The sequence below is a fragment of the Psychroflexus torquis ATCC 700755 genome (assembly GCF_000153485.2).
GTDB classification, from domain to species: Bacteria; Bacteroidota; Bacteroidia; order Flavobacteriales; family Flavobacteriaceae; genus Psychroflexus; species Psychroflexus torquis.
Genome location: NC_018721.1, coordinates 2,199,704 through 2,219,017 on the forward strand (window position 1 = coordinate 2,199,704; position 19,314 = coordinate 2,219,017).

General features: G+C 36.0%; 13 protein-coding genes. 6 read left to right on the top strand and 7 right to left on the bottom strand.

Annotated elements, in window-relative coordinates; all coding sequences use genetic code 11:
* The first annotated feature begins 535 nt into the window (after positions 1-535).
* The 5 genes from P700755_RS09395 (at position 536) to P700755_RS09415 (ending at position 8,153) form a co-directional block, all read left to right on the top strand.
* A complete protein-coding gene (locus tag P700755_RS09395) occupies positions 536-1,840 on the top strand; it encodes an NAD(P)/FAD-dependent oxidoreductase (RefSeq protein ID WP_015024432.1) in 1,305 nt (434 codons plus the stop codon).
* Positions 1,841-1,842: 2 nt separating this feature from the next.
* Positions 1,843-3,429, top strand: coding sequence for a 4Fe-4S binding protein (locus P700755_RS09400; RefSeq protein ID WP_015024433.1), 1,587 nt, complete (start codon positions 1,843-1,845; stop codon positions 3,427-3,429).
* A gap of 239 nt (positions 3,430-3,668) precedes the next feature.
* Positions 3,669-5,927, top strand: a complete 2,259-nt coding sequence (katG, locus tag P700755_RS09405; protein WP_015024434.1) for a catalase/peroxidase HPI — start codon at positions 3,669-3,671, stop codon at positions 5,925-5,927.
* Between the two features lie 334 nt (positions 5,928-6,261).
* Positions 6,262-6,795: a hypothetical protein gene (locus P700755_RS09410; protein ID WP_015024435.1), complete on the top strand. Its 534-nt coding sequence runs from the start codon at positions 6,262-6,264 to the stop codon at positions 6,793-6,795.
* Positions 6,792-8,153: a DUF5723 family protein gene (locus P700755_RS09415; protein WP_015024436.1), complete on the top strand. Its 1,362-nt coding sequence runs from the start codon at positions 6,792-6,794 to the stop codon at positions 8,151-8,153. Before P700755_RS09410 ends, P700755_RS09415 begins: the two co-directional genes overlap by 4 nt.
* 476 nt (positions 8,154-8,629) lie before the next feature.
* On the opposite strand, the gene P700755_RS09420 is transcribed toward P700755_RS09415, so the two are convergent.
* The 5 genes from P700755_RS09420 to uvrC form a co-directional block, all read right to left on the bottom strand.
* On the bottom strand, positions 8,630-9,397 hold the full coding sequence (locus P700755_RS09420; RefSeq protein WP_015024437.1) for a DUF3108 domain-containing protein: 768 nt from the start codon (positions 9,395-9,397) through the stop codon (positions 8,630-8,632).
* A gap of 125 nt (positions 9,398-9,522) precedes the next feature.
* Positions 9,523-10,662 carry a 4-hydroxyphenylpyruvate dioxygenase gene (gene hppD, locus P700755_RS09425; protein ID WP_015024438.1) on the bottom strand — a complete coding sequence of 380 codons (1,140 nt, stop codon included), beginning with the start codon at positions 10,660-10,662 and terminating at the stop codon, positions 9,523-9,525.
* 210 nt (positions 10,663-10,872) lie between these two features.
* Positions 10,873-12,039: a homogentisate 1,2-dioxygenase gene (locus tag P700755_RS09430; protein ID WP_015024439.1), complete on the bottom strand. Its 1,167-nt coding sequence runs from the start codon at positions 12,037-12,039 to the stop codon at positions 10,873-10,875.
* 128 nt (positions 12,040-12,167) lie between these two features.
* Positions 12,168-14,414, bottom strand: coding sequence for a patatin-like phospholipase family protein (locus P700755_RS09435; protein ID WP_015024440.1), 2,247 nt, complete (start codon positions 14,412-14,414; stop codon positions 12,168-12,170).
* On the bottom strand, positions 14,404-16,206 hold the full coding sequence (gene uvrC, locus P700755_RS09440) for an excinuclease ABC subunit UvrC (protein ID WP_015024441.1): 1,803 nt from the start codon (positions 16,204-16,206) through the stop codon (positions 14,404-14,406). The genes P700755_RS09435 and uvrC overlap by 11 nt, the downstream gene beginning before the upstream one ends.
* 359 nt (positions 16,207-16,565) lie before the next feature.
* On the opposite strand from uvrC, the gene P700755_RS09445 reads away from it, so the two are divergent.
* Positions 16,566-17,438, top strand: coding sequence for a hypothetical protein (locus tag P700755_RS09445; protein WP_015024442.1), 873 nt, complete (start codon positions 16,566-16,568; stop codon positions 17,436-17,438).
* A 124-nt stretch (positions 17,439-17,562) separates the two neighbouring features.
* Here the strand turns inward: P700755_RS09445 and alr are convergent, their stop codons facing one another.
* Positions 17,563-18,666: an alanine racemase gene (alr, locus tag P700755_RS09450; RefSeq protein WP_015024443.1), complete on the bottom strand. Its 1,104-nt coding sequence runs from the start codon at positions 18,664-18,666 to the stop codon at positions 17,563-17,565.
* The gene (locus tag P700755_RS09455; protein ID WP_015024444.1) at positions 18,666-19,304 is read right to left on the bottom strand and encodes a thymidine kinase; all 639 of its coding nucleotides are present in this window, start codon (positions 19,302-19,304) and stop codon (positions 18,666-18,668) included. The genes alr and P700755_RS09455 overlap by 1 nt, the downstream gene beginning before the upstream one ends.
* Between the last annotated feature and the right edge of the window lie 10 nt (positions 19,305-19,314).

Genomic DNA, 19,314 nt, shown 5'->3' on the forward strand with positions numbered 1-19,314 from the left:
GAATCAAAGCTTCAGAAATATAAAGGATGATATAAATTCTAAGTTAATGTAACTATTAGGTTTGTGTTTGGTGTATCAATTGTTTCAATTATATTCGACAGGAATATTTTTGAGGGTAGCAATAAAGCAGTATTTTTTTCAATATTATTTAGTTTGATCGCTTTAAACCTTATGAGGATATCAATTTCTAAAGCCTCATCACATCAAGATGAGGGTGTGAAAATCCTATATATGTAATGGATCAATTATTATGTAACGTAGAAGTTGCATTTATGACTTGAATCTAGCATTTGAAAAAACTTACTTTCTTATTTAAAGAAAAACATTTTATACATGAACGGAACTTTACCTTTAGCAGTCGACACAAACTCTTGAATCGCTTTTTAATAATGTGTCTTGAGAAGTACTTTAAAAATTTTATCAATAGTATATTAATAATACATCAATAAAAGTTTGAGATTGCTGTATTTTTAAATAAACTTAGTAATTTCATCATCACACCCGCGACTAATATTTTAATTAAAACCTGCGAAATTTGAAACAAGAACATATTGTCATCATCGGGAATGGTATATCAGGAGTGACTTTAGCTAGGCATATCCGAAAATTATCCAATCAGCGTATTACCTTAATTTCTTCTGAAAGTGAACATTTCTTTTCTAGAACCGCTTTGATGTACGTTTATATGGGTCACATGAAATGGAATCATCTTAAGCCATATGAAGATGGATTTTGGAAAAAAAATAAAATAGACATCAAGCAGGCCTATGTTTCTGCCGTTGATCATAAAAACAAAGAGTTACAACTAGAATCAGGAGAAGCATTTCCTTATGATAAGCTTGTCATTGCTTGTGGCTCTAAATCAAACAAATTTGGTTGGCCTGGTCAAGATTTAAAAGGTGTTTTGGGCCTTTATAGCAAACAGGATTTAGAGTCTCTAGAAGTTCATGCCCCAAATAAGGAGGCCTGCAAGAGAGCCGTTATCGTTGGCGGTGGTTTAATAGGAATTGAATTAGCAGAAATGCTTGCGACTAGAAATATACCTGTTACTCTATTGGTAAGGGAGAGCCATTTTTGGAACAATGTGCTACCTGATGAAGAAGCAAAGCTTATTGACAGACATATTCGAGAGCATCATATCGACTTAAGATTAGAAACTAATCTGGAAGAAATCAGTGCAGATGATATAGGTAGAGTTAAGGCTATAAAAATTAAAGAAACAGGTGAGGTCTTGGAGTGTGATTTTGTAGGATTAACGCCTGGGGTTTTACCGAATATTGATTTCCTTAAGTCGAGCGGTATTGAATTAAATAGAGGAGTTTTAGTGAACCGAAATTTGGAAACCAGCGTAGAGGGTGTTTATGCTATTGGAGACTGTGCCGAGCAAAGGCAGCCTATTGGAAATCGTCCATCAATTGAAGCAGTTTGGTATACCGGTAGAATGATGGGAGAGACTTTGGCACAAACACTCTGTGGAAATCCTAGAGAATACAAGCCAGGACATTGGTTTAATTCGGCTAAGTTTTTCGATATAGAATATCAAACATATGGTTGGGTATTTAATCAACCTAAGGAAGGACAAACTGATTTTTACTGGGAACATACCGATGGAAAAAAATGCATACATATTCAGTATGAAATAGAATCGGGGATTTTTAAAGGAATAAACACCTTCGGAATTCGATTACGCCATGAGGTTTTTGACCGATGGTTAACTGAGAAAGCTACAGTTGATGAAGTTATTAAAAACCTGAAGTCGGCTAACTTTGATCCTGAATTTTTCAAGTCTTATGAAAAAGAAATTCAAAATAAATTTCAACATACACTAAAAACAACCTAATTATGAGTGTAGATGTAAACATGTCTGTTACAGGCAACTCGCCAGAAGCTTTAAATGTCCAGCAAAAACTATCTTCTGCGCTAGGATTGTTGGGTGTTTCTATAATGGTCTTATCGGGTTTCAATATTCAATTTCAGCCTAAAATTGTTTGGGTGAGTTTATCGCTTATCATGGTTTTCGCAGGGATTTTTTGGTATTCCAAAGTGAGTTATGGTCATATGACTGAAGGTATCAAAAACGATAGGGTTTATTTTAAATCTCTAACCAACCGAGGATTCTGGGCCTATATTTTAGGCTTAGTCTTGACAGGGTTTTATATTGTGCTTTATTTTTATCCCAGCTGGATAGGATTAAGTAGCGATGGAGAAAATACAGGAGTTGTAGCTTTGTTTGATCCGTTAAGCCAAGCTATAAGTGGGAATGCAGCAAGCCAATGGTTTGTCTATGGAACTTTATACACGACAGCTATTGTTGGTTTTGGTATAAAATTTCTATGGAAATATCGTCATAATCGCTATCAACGCTTACGCACATTTTCAGTTATGTTTTTCCAATTGGGATTCGCCTTTTTAATTCCAGAGCTGATGTCAAGACTCAACGGAGATAATTTTTCATTACCTTATTATAATTTCGTCAATATATGGCCTTTAAACTATTATAATTTTGAGCAGTACAGAGTCGATCAGTATATAAATGCGGGAAATGTTGGGATTGGATTACTTATTTTTGGAGTTCTTTCTATACTTATTATTACTCCTATTCTAACTTATAAATATGGAAAGCGCTGGTATTGTTCTTGGGTGTGTGGCTGTGGAGGATTAGCAGAAACTGCGGGAGATTCTTTCCGCCATCTGAGCGATAAATCCCAGTCTTCTTGGAAATTGGAGCGCTGGTTAGTCCATATAGTTGTTGTTTTTGTTGTCATAATGACGACGGCAGTTGTTTATTCATATTTAAATACTGATAAGTATTGGTTGTCTGGTTCGGCTTTTCTGATAAGTGTAGCTAGTTTATTGACGATTGTCTTTACTTGGACGATGGTTTATAAGCGTGAAGAATTGCAAAACGATGCTAAATATGCTGCGATTGGTTTTTTTGTTGTTATACTTTCCTTATTGGGACTTCACTTTTCTGGACTTATAGATAAGGTCTTTTTATTTGAAGCTGAAACCCTAAGATCTACCTATGGTTTTGTAATTGGGGCTATTTTTTCTGGAGTTGTAGGGGTGGGATTTTACCCTATTTTTGGGAATAGAGTTTGGTGTAGATTTGGATGCCCTATGGCTGCTATTTTAGGATTTCAACAGCGCTTATTTTCAAAATTTAGAATTACGACCAACGGTGGTCAATGTATTTCCTGCGGAAACTGTACTACCTATTGTGAGATGGGAATAGATGTGAGAGCCTATGCGCAAAAAGGAGAAAATATAGTTAGATCCTCCTGTGTGGGTTGTGGAATTTGTGCTTCAGTCTGTCCAAGAGGAGTTTTAAAATTGGAGAATGATACACCAGTTGGCAGAATCAATTCAAAAGAAATCCTTCTTGGAAATGATGTTGACCTGATGGACTTAGTGAACCAAAATAAGTAAAATAAATTTACAGTATAATTTAACTCCTTCTCATAACCTTGGGAAGGAGTTTTTGTTTTTCATCAAAAAAACATTAATTTTTTAGGAACCTATCTATTATTTTCTTTAATTTTAAGAAATGTTTAATTATTAAAATATTGATTAGTTTTACTTATGATTATATAAAATATATAAGCTAAACTTATAGTTATTATGGTTTCTCATTTTGTTTCCTTTACTCAAAATTAAATACGCTTATAATGGAAGATACGAAAAGTTTAAAAGACGGTTCAAAAGCAAAGGTTGGTAACGTGAACTCATCCCCCGCGAGTTGTCCGTTTTTAAATGGCGAGATGAAGGGAGCCGCTGGTAGTGGTTCCGATAACAGAGATTGGTGGCCAAACTCCTTAAATATAAATATACTTAGGCAAAACTCTTCAATGGCTAGCCCAATGGACGAGGATTTTGATTATGCGGAAGAGTTTAAAACCCTAGATCTTAAAACTGTCAAAGAAGACTTAAAAGAACTTATGACGACTAGCCAAGAGTGGTGGCCTGCAGATTATGGGAATTATGGTCCATTTTTCATAAGAATGGCTTGGCATGCTGCGGGGACTTATAGAATTCAAGATGGTCGCGGTGGAGCAGGAACTGGTTCTCAACGTTTTGCGCCGCTTAATAGTTGGCCAGATAATGCTAATCTTGACAAAGCAAGATTATTGCTTTGGCCAATAAAAGAGAAATACGGTAGAAAATTATCTTGGGCAGATTTAATCGTGCTAACAGGAAATGTAGCTCACGAATCTATGGGCCTTGAGATGCAAGGTTTTGGCGGTGGACGTGAAGATATATGGCAACCCGAAGAAGATGTGTATTGGGGATCTGAAAAAGAATGGTTAGATAATGATGAACGATACTCAGAAGGAGAATTAGAAAATCCATTAGGAGCTTCTCATATGGGGCTAATTTATGTTAACCCAGAAGGACCAAATGGAAAACCAGACCCTATAGGCGCAGCTCATGATATTCGAGTTACTTTTGGTCGAATGGCTATGAATGATTATGAAACTGTAGCTTTAATTGCTGGAGGGCACACCTTTGGTAAAACCCACGGTGCTGCAAATGATTTGGAATATGTAGATTCTGAACCTGCAGGTGCACCAATCGAAATGCAAAGTATGGGTTGGAAAAATAACTACAAAAGCGGTAAAGGTGAAGATACAATCACCAGTGGACTTGAAGGCGCATGGACAGACACCCCAACCAAGTGGAGTCATAAATATTTTGAAAACTTATTCAAATACGATTGGGAATTGACCAAGAGTCCTGCAGGCGCTCACCAATGGAAGCCAAAAGACAATGAAGGAGCGGGAACTATTCCAGATGCACACAATCCTACTAAAAAACATGCTCCATTTATGTTGACTACAGATATTGCTTTAAAGGAAGATCCAGCATATGAAAAAGTATCGAAGCATTTTTATGAAAATCCAGATGAATTTGCTGAAGCTTATTCCAAGGCTTGGTTTAAGTTGATGCACCGTGATATGGGACCAATTAATCGTTACTTGGGACCAGACGTTCCGAAAAAACAAGAAAAATGGCAAGATCCTATACCTGCTGTAGATCACGAATTAATCAATGATAAAGACGGTGCAGAATTAAAATCTAAAATTTTGAATACTGAGTTATCCATTTCAGAATTGGTATCTACAGCTTGGGCATCGGCTTCTACCTTTAGGCATTCCGATAAGCGTGGTGGTGCAAATGGTGCCCATATAAGACTTGAGCCACAAAGAAATTGGGCAGTCAATTCTCCAAAACAACTGTCTAAAGTCCTTGAGGTTTTGACTAAAATTCAATCTGAATTTAATACGTTACAAAAAGGAAATAAAAAAGTTTCCATGGCAGATTTAATTGTACTAGGTGGAAATGCCGCTATAGAGGAGGCTGCTGAAGCTGGAGGGAATTATATTCAAATTCCGTTTTATCCTGGAAGAACAGATGCCTTAAAAGAGCAAACTGAGATTGACTCGTTTGGTGCTTTGGAGCCAATGGCTGATGGATTTAGAAATTATTCCAAAGGATATCCTAAAGTTACTGATGAAGAATTGCTCATAGATAAGGCCAACTTATTAACACTGACAGCCCCAGAAATGACAGTGCTTATTGGAGGTATGAGAGCTTTAAACACCAACTATAATCACTCTAAACATGGTGTCTTTACAACTCGTCAAGGTGTTTTAACAAACGACTTTTTTACAAATCTACTGGATCTTGGAACAACTTGGAAATCTAGTAATGATGAACAAACTTTGTTTGAAGGGAGTGACCGTAAAACTGGGGAGATAAAATGGACAGGAACACGAGCTGATCTTATTTTTGGATCCAATTCAGAATTAAGGGCTCTTGCTGAAGTTTATGGCTCTTCAGATTCTCAAAAAAAGTTTGTCAAAGATTTTGCATTTGCTTGGAATAAAGTCATGAATTTAGATAGATATGATTTACACCAAATTTGAATTAGAGTCAAGAGGTGGTTTGGAAACGAACTGCCTCTTTTTATTTAGAACCTAAGGGGAGGTTACAACGTAAATAGTTTAAACCTATTTAGAATCCGGTTCTACTGTCCTTAAGTTTATTTCTTTAGGAAGCTATTCTAAAAAGTTTACACTTTGCGAATACCTGCATAAGAGGCAAATACAAGTATATAATTTAGCATAAAGACACTTTACAATTATAAATATGTTCAGAATTCAATCTTTAATATTATGTTTATAGAAATTACAGCAATATTTATGTAGAAGCAAGCGTTTTTAAATATCTTGCTAGTGTAAATTGACTTATTTTAAAAATATGAAATACTTATTTATTATATGTGTCATTTTCCTAGGGTGTACAGACAATAGACCTCTGGACTCAGATGATTTTGAAGTGAGTCCAAGGTTTGAAGTTAACTTGTTTCAAATTCAGTATCCAACTCAACTTATCAATGTTGGATATGATTCTATCCCTTCTCCTAATACTATTCGCCAATTTGTGAATACCGATTTTCTAAATGAGCAGTTTAATGCGGATTATTTAAAATCTCTAGAATTTAAGTTTTTAGCAGAGAACAGCATCAATACTCCACAAACTTTTAATTTTACTTTCTTTGATGCCGATGGTCTTGTAACTTTCAGAATTACTCATAGTATAGCAGGTGGTAATGAGTCTAGTCCACAAACAGAGAGGGTTGCAAACTTATATACTACACAATCTGACATAGAAAAAATAACAAATAGTGTAGAGTTAGAGGTTCTTTTCAGTCAGCCTTCACAAGGTAGTAATAACGGTATAATGAACCTTGAGTGTGTCATTGAGGCTGGTTATCTTTATACAAGAGAATGAAGTTTGTCCCTATTCTTTTTTTTGTTCTATTATCCAATACTCTATGGGGTCAAGACAATCATTTGCTCTACAACCAAACGCATAATCCGCAATCTTTGATGCTGAATCCAGGAGCTGCTTATGAAAAAACGGACTTTCATATCGGAGTCCCCATACTTTCTAATGTTTATGCTTCTGTAGGAAACACGGTGCTCAATGTTGATAATTTATTCAATACTAGAGATTTCAACACCAATGTGGCAGCATCTCTAGATCGTATATCAGCTAAAGATTTTGTGGCTTTTAATCAAAGAATTGACCTTATTAATTTCGGTTGGAAAAGCAATTCGCGTTACTATACTGCGGGAGTATATCAGGAAAGTGATGCTGTATTAAATTTTCCAAAAGACTTATTACAACTTGCTTATTATGGAAATGCTGGTCAAAATAGGAGTTATGATATTGGACAAATCAACTTCAGAGGAAACCTACAGACCGTATTTCATTTTGGAATTAATCAACAAGTGAACGACGATTTACATATCGGGGTGAGAAGTAAGCTCTACACTTCGAGTGTTAATATAAAATCAGTAAGAAATACTGGGCGTTTCATATCTAGTGTTAATCAGCAAGGGTTTTTACTCAATCAAAGCATAAGCGATTTGAACTTAAATATTCAAAGTACAGGTTTGCAAAGTATTGATCAACTGACTCCTGGGAATATACTCATAGGTTCTAACTATGGATTAGGCTTTGATTTTGGGATGTCTTATTTTTTTAATGAGAGGCTAGAATTCACAGGGAGTATTTTAGACCTTGGTTTTATTCGTTTTACAAAAGACACCAGTCAAGACATTTATGAAGGTTCTTTTGATTACGGTGGTCTTGTTATCCAGTTCCCTAATTTTGGAAGTGAAGAAGATTTGATTGATTATTATCAAGATTTACTTGATGATATTGAAACGAATTTACTAGGGGAAACTACTTCTAGATCATACACATACGTTCAACCTACTAAAATAAATTTGGGATTGAGTTATAATTTCGGAAAAGAAGCCAGACCATGCACTTGCAGTCTAAAGTCAGGTGGAAAGCGCTCTGGGAACCAAACTCTAAGTCTACATGCTTTTAGTATGGTAAGTGCTGGGAATCTATTTTACAGTCTCAATGGAATCTATCAGCGGAGCTTTTGGAAAGTGTTGTATGCAAAAGTGAGTTTAGGGATAGATCAATTTAATAGACCAAATTTTGGAGGAGGGTTGGCTCTAGATGTATGGAAATTTAACCTATTTCTAAATGTAGATCGCTTAAATCATTTTAATAACATTTATAATGCCGAGGCTCTAGCTTTTCAGTTTGGTTTAAACCTAAAACTTTAAGGTCTTTTTTTGAATCTAACCACATATCTTAAGCCTTCAAGAGCTATCTAATATTCCGAGGTATTTTTATATGTCTCAGTTCCTTGAATATGTTTAAAACCTAAAAGGTCATATCTAGTTTTACGCCTGCTTGCATTTTCTGCAATCCGTAGTGTCTAAATTGATTATCGTCTAGAAGTGATTTTAAACCTTCAACTTCTTGAGAAGCAACCTTAGCGGGTTAACCAATACAAATATCTTACAGCATTCTTCCTGTTAAAAACTAGCCCTCTTTTTTCGTTTTCAATATTTACTAAAATTATAGAAAGGAGAAGTGGTGTTTCTATCTTTTTTTTTGGATCGCGCCGTACTTTGAGGGGGAAGCAAGCTTTTTCTCTGCTTGAGACTTCTTGTAGAGTTTATACCAGTAAGAATTTGATTTCAAAGATAAATTCATGAAGATTAAAATAAAAATAGGGTCAAAATTAAATATACATCTAATCTATTATAACTTCAAACGAATGGGAAAGACCTTTAAAGGCGTCTAGTTCAGCTATTAAAGAACCTACAGAGAGCTCCGCTTCAATCTTTAACGGGATTTTGTTTTTATCTGCGGTAATCCAAAACGTTAAGCTTTCTTGAGCCTCAAAAACACGTTCTGCTTTAACGTATGGTCTAAATTTTAAGCAGGCCACTCTTCCAAATTTAGAATCCAAGACTTCATAACCAAGGAATTTAGTTTTAAAATCATAGTTTTCATTATCAAAAAACATATTCAAGCGAAATTCTTGACCAATCTGCAAGGTTTCAATATCAATACTGTTCCTGAGTTTGTAGAAGGCAGAAACCATATCTTGAGTATTTAGCTTAAAATCAAAAGACTCTGTTGTACCGCGTTTATAATCTACGACTTTAACCCGTTGTGAGTCGTGATCAAAGTAGAGTTCTTTATGCTTTTTGTAACCTCCTTCATTAATGTCTCTTATAAACTTTACAGGAAGTCCATCTTGGTTAACATAGGTTTCATATCGATCTCTCACTTTAAAGAATACATCCAACAAGCCAACACTTTTTCCATTGCCAATAATGTGATAAACATCCTCATTGTATAGTTTGGTTTTTTTTATTTCAAGAGTGGCTTTGCTAGTATTAAACCATCCGTATTTTATTTTGAAGCTCAACCACTCTCCATCTTCATATGCGGACTGGCTGTAACCACAAAAAACACTTGAAAAGGCAATAACAAGGCTAAGAAAAAATTTCATAAAGATAGGATGTCTATTCAAATTTCAATGTAAGCAATTAGCATGCCTTTATTTTGTGATACCTTTAAAAGCAAAAGCCTAGACAATTAAGGGGAGACTTTCGCTTCATAGAGTATAAAACTAATTTAAAGTGTTCCTCTTAAGGTTTGTTCCCTTTCAATAGCTTCAAATAAAGCTTTAAAGTTTCCTTTTCCAAAAGATTGAGCTCCTTTACGTTGAATAATTTCAAAAAACATAGTTGGCCTATCTAAAATAGGTTTGGTAAAAATTTGAAGTAAATAGCCTTCATCATCACTATCAATTAAGATCCCAAGTTCTTTGAGCGGCGCTAAATCTTCGTCTATTTCTCCTACACGGTCCAAAACAGTGTCGTAATAGGTTTCAGGAATGTTTAAAAATTCAATACCCCTTTTTTGGAGTTCGGTCACGGTTTCAATGATGTTATCTGTGGCTAGAGCAATATGTTGAACGCCAGAACCATTATAAAAATCGATATACTCTTCAATTTGAGACTTCTTTTTTCCTTTAGCGGGCTCGTTAATAGGAAACTTTATTCTTCCATTTCCGTTGCTCATCACTTTACTCATAAGGGCCGTATATTCTGTAGAAATATCTTTATCATCAAAAGATAATAATTGAACAAATCCCATCACTTCAGCATAAAAATTAACCCATTTATTCATCTCGTTCCAACCTACATTTCCAACTATATGGTCGATGTATTTTAGGCCTACATCTTCGGTTTTGTAAGATTTGGTCCATGCGTTGTATCCAGGTAGAAATGGACCTTCGTAGTCTTTTCGCTCGATAAACAAGTGAATAGTCTCTCCATAGGTATGTATACCAGAAATAACAGCTTTACCATTGTCGTCCTCAATGGTGTAAGGCTCTACATAAGGTTTTGCCCCACGCTTTACCGTTTCTTCAAAACTCTTGGCAGCATCATCTACCCAAAGAGATACAAATTTCACCCCATCACCATGTTCGTTGATATGTCGATTGATATCGCCACCATCGCTCATTGGGCTAGTCAGTACTAACCTTATTTTTCCTTGTTGCAAAACATAGGAAGTAGAATCCTTTCTTCCCGTTTCCAATCCTGCGTAGGCTACAGGCTGGTAGCCCCATGCCGTTTGGTAATAGTAGGCTGCTTGTTTGGCATTTCCTACATAAAGCTCTACAAAATCGGTTCCTAGAATAGGAAGAAAATCTTCAGCCTCAAGATTTACTTTGGTTAATTTCTGACTAGTTGTATCTGTACTCATGAGTTTAAGTTTTTAATCGTTAATTTATATGTTTTGGGCGTTCCCCTCCCTGAAAAGTTGGGGAGGGTCAGGCTTTTGTTTCAAGTTTCTTCATTAGGCTTAGCAAGTCTAGAGTAGTCCTTTGGCTTCTTTTAGTCGCCAAGTCCAATACGACTTCTAGCGCCAAATTCAGAAAGCTTTTCTCGACAATCCCTAACGCAAGGCTAAGCCTTAATGTTTATCTCCTAGCCAAGATTTATGATAGCTATCATCGGCAATGGCCATGCCTTCTTCAGTTATTTTTAAAGGTTTAAAGGTATCTACCATCACAGCTAATTCTTCTGTTTTAGTTTGGCCAATACTCCGCTCTACAGCCCCTGTGTGTGGCCCATGAGGAATCCCCGAAGGATGTAACGAGATATGACCAGCTTCAATATCATTTCTACTCATAAAATCTCCATCGACATAATACAACACTTCATCACTATCAATATTACTATGGTTGTAGGGTGCTGGTATACTTTCTGGATGGTAATCAAATAATCTAGGACAAAATGAGCACACTACAAAAGCATCGGTCTCAAAGGTTTGATGAACAGGTGGTGGTTGGTGAACCCTTCCAGTAATGGGCTCAAAATCATGGATAGAAAACGCATAAGGATAGTTATAGCCATCATAGCCAACCACATCAAAAGGGTGAGAGGCATATACCATATCGAACAATTGATTTTCCTTTTTAATCTTTATTAGAAAATCCCCTTTTTCATTGTTGGTTTCTAATTCATAAGGCTGCCTTAAGTCCCTTTCGCAAAAAGGAGCATGTTCTAGCAGTTGCCCAAAGTAATTGCGATAGCGCTTTGGAGTGTAAATTGGTCGTCTTGACTCTACGATAAATAGTCGATTATCCTCAGTTTCAAAATCAATTTTATAGATTACACCTCTTGGGATAAGGAGGTAGTCGCCATATCCAAAATCCAGATTCCCCAGATGGGTTCTTAGTTTCCCTTTCCCTTTATGGATAAAAAGTAATTCGTCTGCATCTGCATTTTTGTAGAAATAGTCCTTGGAAGATTCAGTTGGGGCTGCCAGAATTATATTGACATCGGCATTGTGTAAAACGGTGGTTCTACTGTCTAGATAATCTGGCTGAGGTTTGGTTTTAAATCCATGAAACTTGTAGGACTTTAAATTGGTATCCACAGCAATTTTGGGAGTCAAATCCTTACTCCCTAGTATTTTTTTGACTTGCGTAGGGTGTTGCTCGTGATAGCTATTGGTGGACATGCCGTCAAAACCTATGGTTCCAAAAAGCTGTTCTCGATATAAAGAGCCATCAGGTTTTTTAAAGATGGTATGTCTTTTATGTGGAATTTTACCAAGTTTATGATAGAAAGGCATGATAATTACGATTTATTCAAATATCGTGAAAATAGATGTAATTTAAAACAGGATACCGTTATAAATAAATATTTGCTTCAAAAATAACTTCTTTCAGAGCGGAATCTTTCTCAGGACTTGAGTCTCGATTAAAACCAGTATCCAATACTTACAAACCACTGGCTTTCATTTGTTTCTGGAGAATAGGTATATTTTAAATCCACAGGCCCTAAAATGGTCTGGGATCCAAATCCAATTCCATACCCAGAAAAATCTGGAGTACTCACCCAGTTTCCAGAAGAAAATAGATCATCTTCTACGCTGGCATAGTTTGCTGTGAAGAGGAGGTGATTTTTTTTGTAAAAATTATAATCAACCTGCAAAATTCCTTTGATATATGAATTGGCAGATAGCGTAAAAAAGTCGTAGCCTAAAAAGTGTTTAAAATTATTGATGGGCTCATTTCCAAAACCACCAAGGAAAAAATTTAAGCCAGCTAAGTCTTCATTACCTGTTCTGAATCCAAGTTCTGAGCCTATATAAGCTGAGACTCTTTTGAAGAGGGGTTGTGCATAACCTGCTTCACCTTTAACGATAGCAAACTCGGAATAATCATCAAAAACTGGGAAGTATACATTCATTTGGCCAGTAAACAAATATCCAGAACTGGGATAAAATTTATCGTTCATAGTATCAAATTTCACATAGCTATAGGTGCTAAACAAGTTGTTTTTTTCTATAATTGTCTGTGCCTCGTTTACCTCAGGATCTTGTATAAAGGTCTCTGTAGTGGCCTCGAGAAATTTATACTCTGCTCCAATACCAAATTTAAAACCTTGAGTAAGGAAGGTTTCCACAAAAATGCGATTGGTAAAATCCTTGTTTTTTAAACGAACTTGGTTTAAATTTAAAAGACTTTCTATTCCTACATTCTGCTGTATAAATTCAAAATTAACATCATCATCAAATTGATTATATCGTGAAGAAATACCGATACTCCAATAGCGTCCTTTATCGATATAATAATCAAAATTATAACGTAGATTATCGCCAATAATGAGGTCTAGAGAAATAACATCATTGGTGAGAAAGAAACTCTTTTTGGTAAGATTAGCTAAAAAGCTGGTTTTATAAAGCTGGTCATAGTGAATCCCAAACTTTAACTGAGTATTTTGTTCACTTTCAAAAATTTTCAATCTCAAGTCTTTAAATTCCCCATTTTGAATAAGCTCGTAGTTGATTTTATTAAAACTTCCTGTAGCGGTCAAATTATTAAGACCCCCATTTAGTTTTTTAAAGCTTGTTTTTTCGAAAGTGTTTACTTTCAGTTTACCTCTGATGTAGTTTCTTGGAAACTTATTATTGCCAACAATATCTATCTTTCCAATAGCAATGCTATCATTAAGCTGGATGGTTTGCCGCGGTGTGTTAACTTTATTCTGGGCTTGTGCTATCAACTTAAGAGTATTTATTTTTTCTCTACCAGCTACTTCCCCATTTTTTATAATTTTTTCTCCCTGATCAAAAGAGAGGACCGTAAAATCATCGATGTTAGGATGTATATAAAGATCAGTTTTAAGGCTTTTTTCTTCGGCAGCTCTTATGGTTCTAAAGTTATTGACCTGAGTAAGAATTTCAAAACCGCTTTTTAGGTTTTCCTTACTGCGCAAGTCATCTTGCACATCTATCCCTATAATAATATCCATTCCCTTTGCACGCATTTCTTCAACAGGAAAATTATTAATCACTCCGCCATCGGTCAACATCATACCATCTATAAAAACAGGACTAAATAGTGTTGGAATTGCTCCACTTGCAGAGAGTGACGTTGCAAGGTCTCCTTCTTCAATAAGCACTTGCTCTCCAGTTTCTATGTTGGTAGCTATACAAAAGAAAGGAATTGGGAGCTGACTAAAATCGGACTCTTCCTTATGCGATAAAAGCTGTGCGTAGAGGTTGTAGATGTTTTGGCCCTTGGATAAACCCGAAGGTAGATTAACTTGAAAATTATCAAAAGGAAGTTGAAGCACATAACGTTCGGCCTCTTTCCTTTCATAAAAACTCCTAGCTTGCCTAGGCAAGTCATCTTGAATTAAAGCTCCAAAATCTATAACTTTAAAAATGGAGTCCAATTGTCTAGTGGTGTAACCAGAAGCGTACAAACCGCCAATTATGGCTCCCATGCTGGAGCCTCCTATATAATCTATACGAATCCCAGCTTCTTTAATCACTTTTAAAACACCAATATGTGCTAAGCCTTTTGCCCCACCACCACTCAGTACTAGGCCCACCTTTAAGTCTTTATGGAGCCGCTTAAGACTATCCAGCTTGGATAAGCCTATGTCTTGCCCAAAAAGAAAAACAGGGAATAGGAAAAAAAGAAGTTTAAGTTTCATCTTGAGTATGGTAATATGAGTGAATAATAGTTGCTTTAGAGCTTCCTATGACATCTTTAAGTTCCTTTAGACTTGCTTTTTTCACATTAGTAATGGATCTAAAATTTTGCAAAAGTTCTATGGATGTTTTTTCTCCAATTCCTGTGATTTCTTCCAATTCTGTGCCAATCGCACTTTTACTTCGTTTATTCCTATGAAAGGTGATACCAAACCTGTGGGCCTCATTTCTTAACTGCTGGATAATCTTTAAAGTTTCCGTCTTTTTGTCTAGATATAAGGGGTATTGATCTCCCGGATAAAACAACTCTTCTAGACGTTTTGCAATCCCTATAATTGGGATTTTACCACGTAATCCCAATCGCTCCAGAGCAGTCACCCCGGAGGAGAGTTGACCTTTTCCTCCATCTACAATAACCAGCTGTGGTAAAGGTTCATCTTCTTCTAGCAATCGCCTATAACGTCTATAAACGACTTCCTCCATGGACGCAAAATCGTCTGGCCCCACCACGGTTTTTATATTGAATTTTCTATAATCTTTTTTACTGGGTTTTCCATTTTTGAAAACGACACAGGCAGCAACAGGATTCGAGCCTTGAATGTTTGAGTTGTCAAAGCATTCAATATGCCTTGGTTCTTCATGTAACCTTAAATCTTCTTTCATTTGAGCCATCAATCGGTTGGTATGCCGATCTGGATCTACAATCTTCATTTGTTTAAACCGCTCCATGCGGAAATATTTGGCATTTCGTATAGAAAGTTCTACAATTGCTTTTTTATCTCCCAATTTTGGAACGGTGACTCTTACATATTCTCCTGCTTTGACTTCAAAAGGCACGTATATCTCTGGAGACCTAGAATCAAAACGTTGTCTTATTTCTGTGATCCCTAATTCTAGAAGCTCAGCATCGCTTTCATCTAACTTCTTTTTCATTTCAATGGTATGCGATCTTACAACGGCTCCATGAGATAATTGCATAAAATTGACATACCCATACCCTTCATCACTTACGACAGAAAAGACATCTACATTATTGATTTTGGGGTTAACCACTGTAGATTTAAACTGGTATTTTTCTAGTGTGCTTATTTTTCGCTTTACCTTTTCAGCTTCTTCGAATCGCATGTCCTCCGCGAGATGACCCATTTGCTCTCTAAAATCTTTGAGAGAATCTTTAAGGTTACCTTTTACGATATTTCGGATAGCTTCAATTTGTTTCATGTATTCGCCTTCATCTTGAAGATCCTCACAAGGTCCTTTGCAATTTCCAAGGTGGTATTCTAAGCAGACTTTGTACTTGCCGTTATCGATTTTGGCTTTAGACAAATCGTAGTTACAAGTCCTAAGTTGGAAGAGACCTTTAATCAATCCTAAAATTGTTTTTACGGTTCTTAAACTCGGGTAAGGGCCGTAATATTCACTTCCATCTTTTATGATTTGCCGCGTTAGAAATACCCTCGGGAAACGTTCATTTTTAATACACAGCCAGGGATACGTTTTATCGTCCCTCAACATAATGTTGAAACGTGGCTGCAGTTTTTTAATCAGGGTATTTTCAAGCAGAAGAGCATCCATTTCAGAATCGACAACGATGTGCTTGATGTCCTTTATTTTATTAACCATCACACCAATGCGATGACTGTCATGTTGTTTGTTGAAATAAGAAGAGACTCTTTTCTTAAGGTTTTTGGCCTTACCTACGTATAAAATCCTATCGTCTTTGTCGTAATATTGATAAACCCCAGGACTTTCTGGAAGCGTTTTTACCTGTATGTCGAGATCTGTAGATTCCATAGCTTGTGTTAACGACAAAGTTAAGTTTTATCCTCGAGGTTGGATAATAGTTTATAAAAATGAAAAGTTATTTTGATGTAGTGACTAATGATGCCATACTTGTGAAGTATTATTTTGTAAATTCAATAAAGTTTAATGAATACTACCAAATTAAATTTATAATGTCGTACAAATAAATTGAATTATACTACGACGTAGCTCAGCACAGGTTTTTTGATTGGTTGAAGTTAAAAATAATAAGCATAGCCTTAGTTACGGGGATTATTTTTGATAAAAAACAGGCGAAAAAGAAATGATTTATTGCGACATTATAGGTTTAATATCACACTAGATAATTTATATATTACCCAAGTAAAAAAATGAAATTCAGTTGTTTAAATTATAGGTTAATTTTAGTAGTGGCCTTATTCTTTTGTAGTGTGACTCACTATGGTCAATCCAACGATAGGGAAATGGCTCTATATAACGTTGGTTTTGCATCTGTCTTTAGTGGGGTAGGAGCACTTATCAATAAGAAGCCAGACGAAAAGTGGCATAAGGTGTTATTAAAAGGTATCGCTCAAGGAGCGGCTGGTGGTTATTTAATTTTTGAAAGCAAACGACTTATAGGAAAAATTGAATCTAAGCGTGCCTGGGAATACAGCTGGTACGCAAAGTTTGTTAATTCAGCGGGGACTTCTATTGTTGAAAATGCCGCTTCCAACCTTAATTTTTATGATTTATGGCACTTCAATATTGGCTTTAATCGCTTGGAGCTAGATACTCGAGACCAGCTAAAATTGAAGTATAAGCTTATGCCACTGTCATTTATTGCTACAACGTACTCTTTGGTTAATCATGATTTTGAATTTGAACGAACCTTACAAACAGGTGAACTTGTCTTTTCTGGTAATACCATTAAAGATTATAATGCTAGTGGAACTGCTATAGCAAATGTGGTTGTTCTCGATAAAACAGAAATGGATAATCATGCTTTACTATCTCATGAGTTTATACATATTTACCAGTATTATGATTTTAATGTATTTAATACCTACTTGAATAGACCACTTCAAAACTTAAAAGTGAATTCTAATACTTTTGATAGAGTATCCAATCACTTATATTATGATTTGCAAGGATTAGTTCTCAGGCCTTTGTATTTGTTAGAAAATTTAAATAGAGATTGTTATTACGATAATTTCTTTGAAAACGAAGCTGGCTATTATTCCAATACGATTATTTGTAATTAGATAAGCAGCACTTTAATAATATAGTCAAATGATTTGTAGAACCAGAGTCACTATGCTCGTGAAAATTAGGTTGTAAAAATGTTAAAATCTGAAATGATAGATTTGAACTATTGATTCTGAAATCTTATACCAGAACTCTAGTCACTCTTTGAGAGATTCTGGTGATAACTTCGTAAGGAATCGTTTGTTGTTCTATATCGAAGTCTAGAACCGTGTGATTTTTACCGAAGATTTCCACTTCATCACCTTCTTCACAGTCTATCCCTGTGACATCTAGCATTAAAGTGTCCATACAAACGTTACCAATGATAGGTGCTTTCTGGTGATTTATTAATACCTGTGCTTTTCCATTTCCAAAACTTCTGGAAATACCATCGGCATAGCCTAGAGGTAGTGTTGCGATTTTAGTCTCGCGCTCCGCTTTAAACTTACGTTCATAACCCACGCTATCCCCTTTTTGGATCATTCTTAATTGAGCAATTACAGTTTTGAGACTGGCGACTGCTTTTAGCATCTTATGCTCTTTGGGATTGTTGCCATAGCCATAAAGAGCAATGCCAGCTCTTACCATGTCGTATTCTGCATCAGGGTAATTTAAAATGCCACTAGAATTGCAAATATGACTTTCGAAAATGTAGGGTAAGTGGTTTTCAAAAAATTGTCTGGCCTGTTCAAATTTTGAAATTTGTCCTTTGGTAAATTCAACTTCATCCTTATTTCCTGAGGCTGCTAAGTGAGTAAATAAACCTACCATTTTAATTTTTCTTTCGGCTTTAAGGTGCTGAAGTATTGTATTTAAGTCATCAATTTCAAAACCAAGTCGGTTAAGTCCCGTATTGATTTTAAGGTGAATGCCAAAAGAATCTATCTCGTGCAAAGCTAGCTCTTCACAAAGTCCTTCTAAAAAACGATGGTTATAAACACTCGGGGTAAGTTGGAAGTCAATTAGTTTTTGAATTTCTTCCAATTGTGGATAAAACACAAGAATAGGAGCTTCAACCCCAGCTTTTCTTAATCGAACACCTTCTTCGATATAGGCCACAGCAAGATGTTGAACCCCAATCTTAACCAGGTGCTTACCGATAATAATGGAATCTGTTCCATAAGCAAAAGCCTTGACCACTCCCATAATTTTGGTTTTTGTGCTCAAGTAACTTTTAAGGAGTTTATAGTTGTATTCCAAAGCTTGGAGATCAATCTCAAGTCGGGTTTCTAATACTTTGGACATTATTCAGGTTTTTTTGAAGACAGTTCTTCAGAATCTTTGACTTCGATGCGCTTTACTTTTTCTTTGAGCATCGCTTTAAAATAGGCGGCCCTGCTCAGTGGTTCATATTCATCGGTCTCTCCTAAAAGAACTAGGTCTTCTTTGGACGACTTCCTAAAGCTATACTGGGCTAAATTTCCAGTTCTTGTGCAGACTGCATGGACTTTGGTTACATATTCTGCTGTAGCCATCAGATTAGGCATAGGCCCAAAGGGGTTTCCTTTAAAATCCATATCTAATCCAGCGACAATAACGCGAACGCCTCTGTTGGCTAAATCGTTGCACACCGAAATGATCTCGTCGTCAAAAAATTGAGCTTCGTCGATACCTACCACCTCACAACCGTCTGCAAGCAATCGAATATTTGCTGCAGCAGGAACGGGAGTAGAGCGAATAGAATTTTCATCATGGGAAACCACATCAGTATCATCATATCGTCTATCTATTTGAGGTTTAAAGATTTCTACCTTTTGCTTAGCAAATTTAGCACGTTTAAGACGCCTTATTAATTCTTCCGTTTTACCAGAAAACATACTTCCACAGATCACCTCGATCCATCCAAATTGCTCTTTGTGATTAACGGTATTTTCGAGAAACATTTTGTAATTT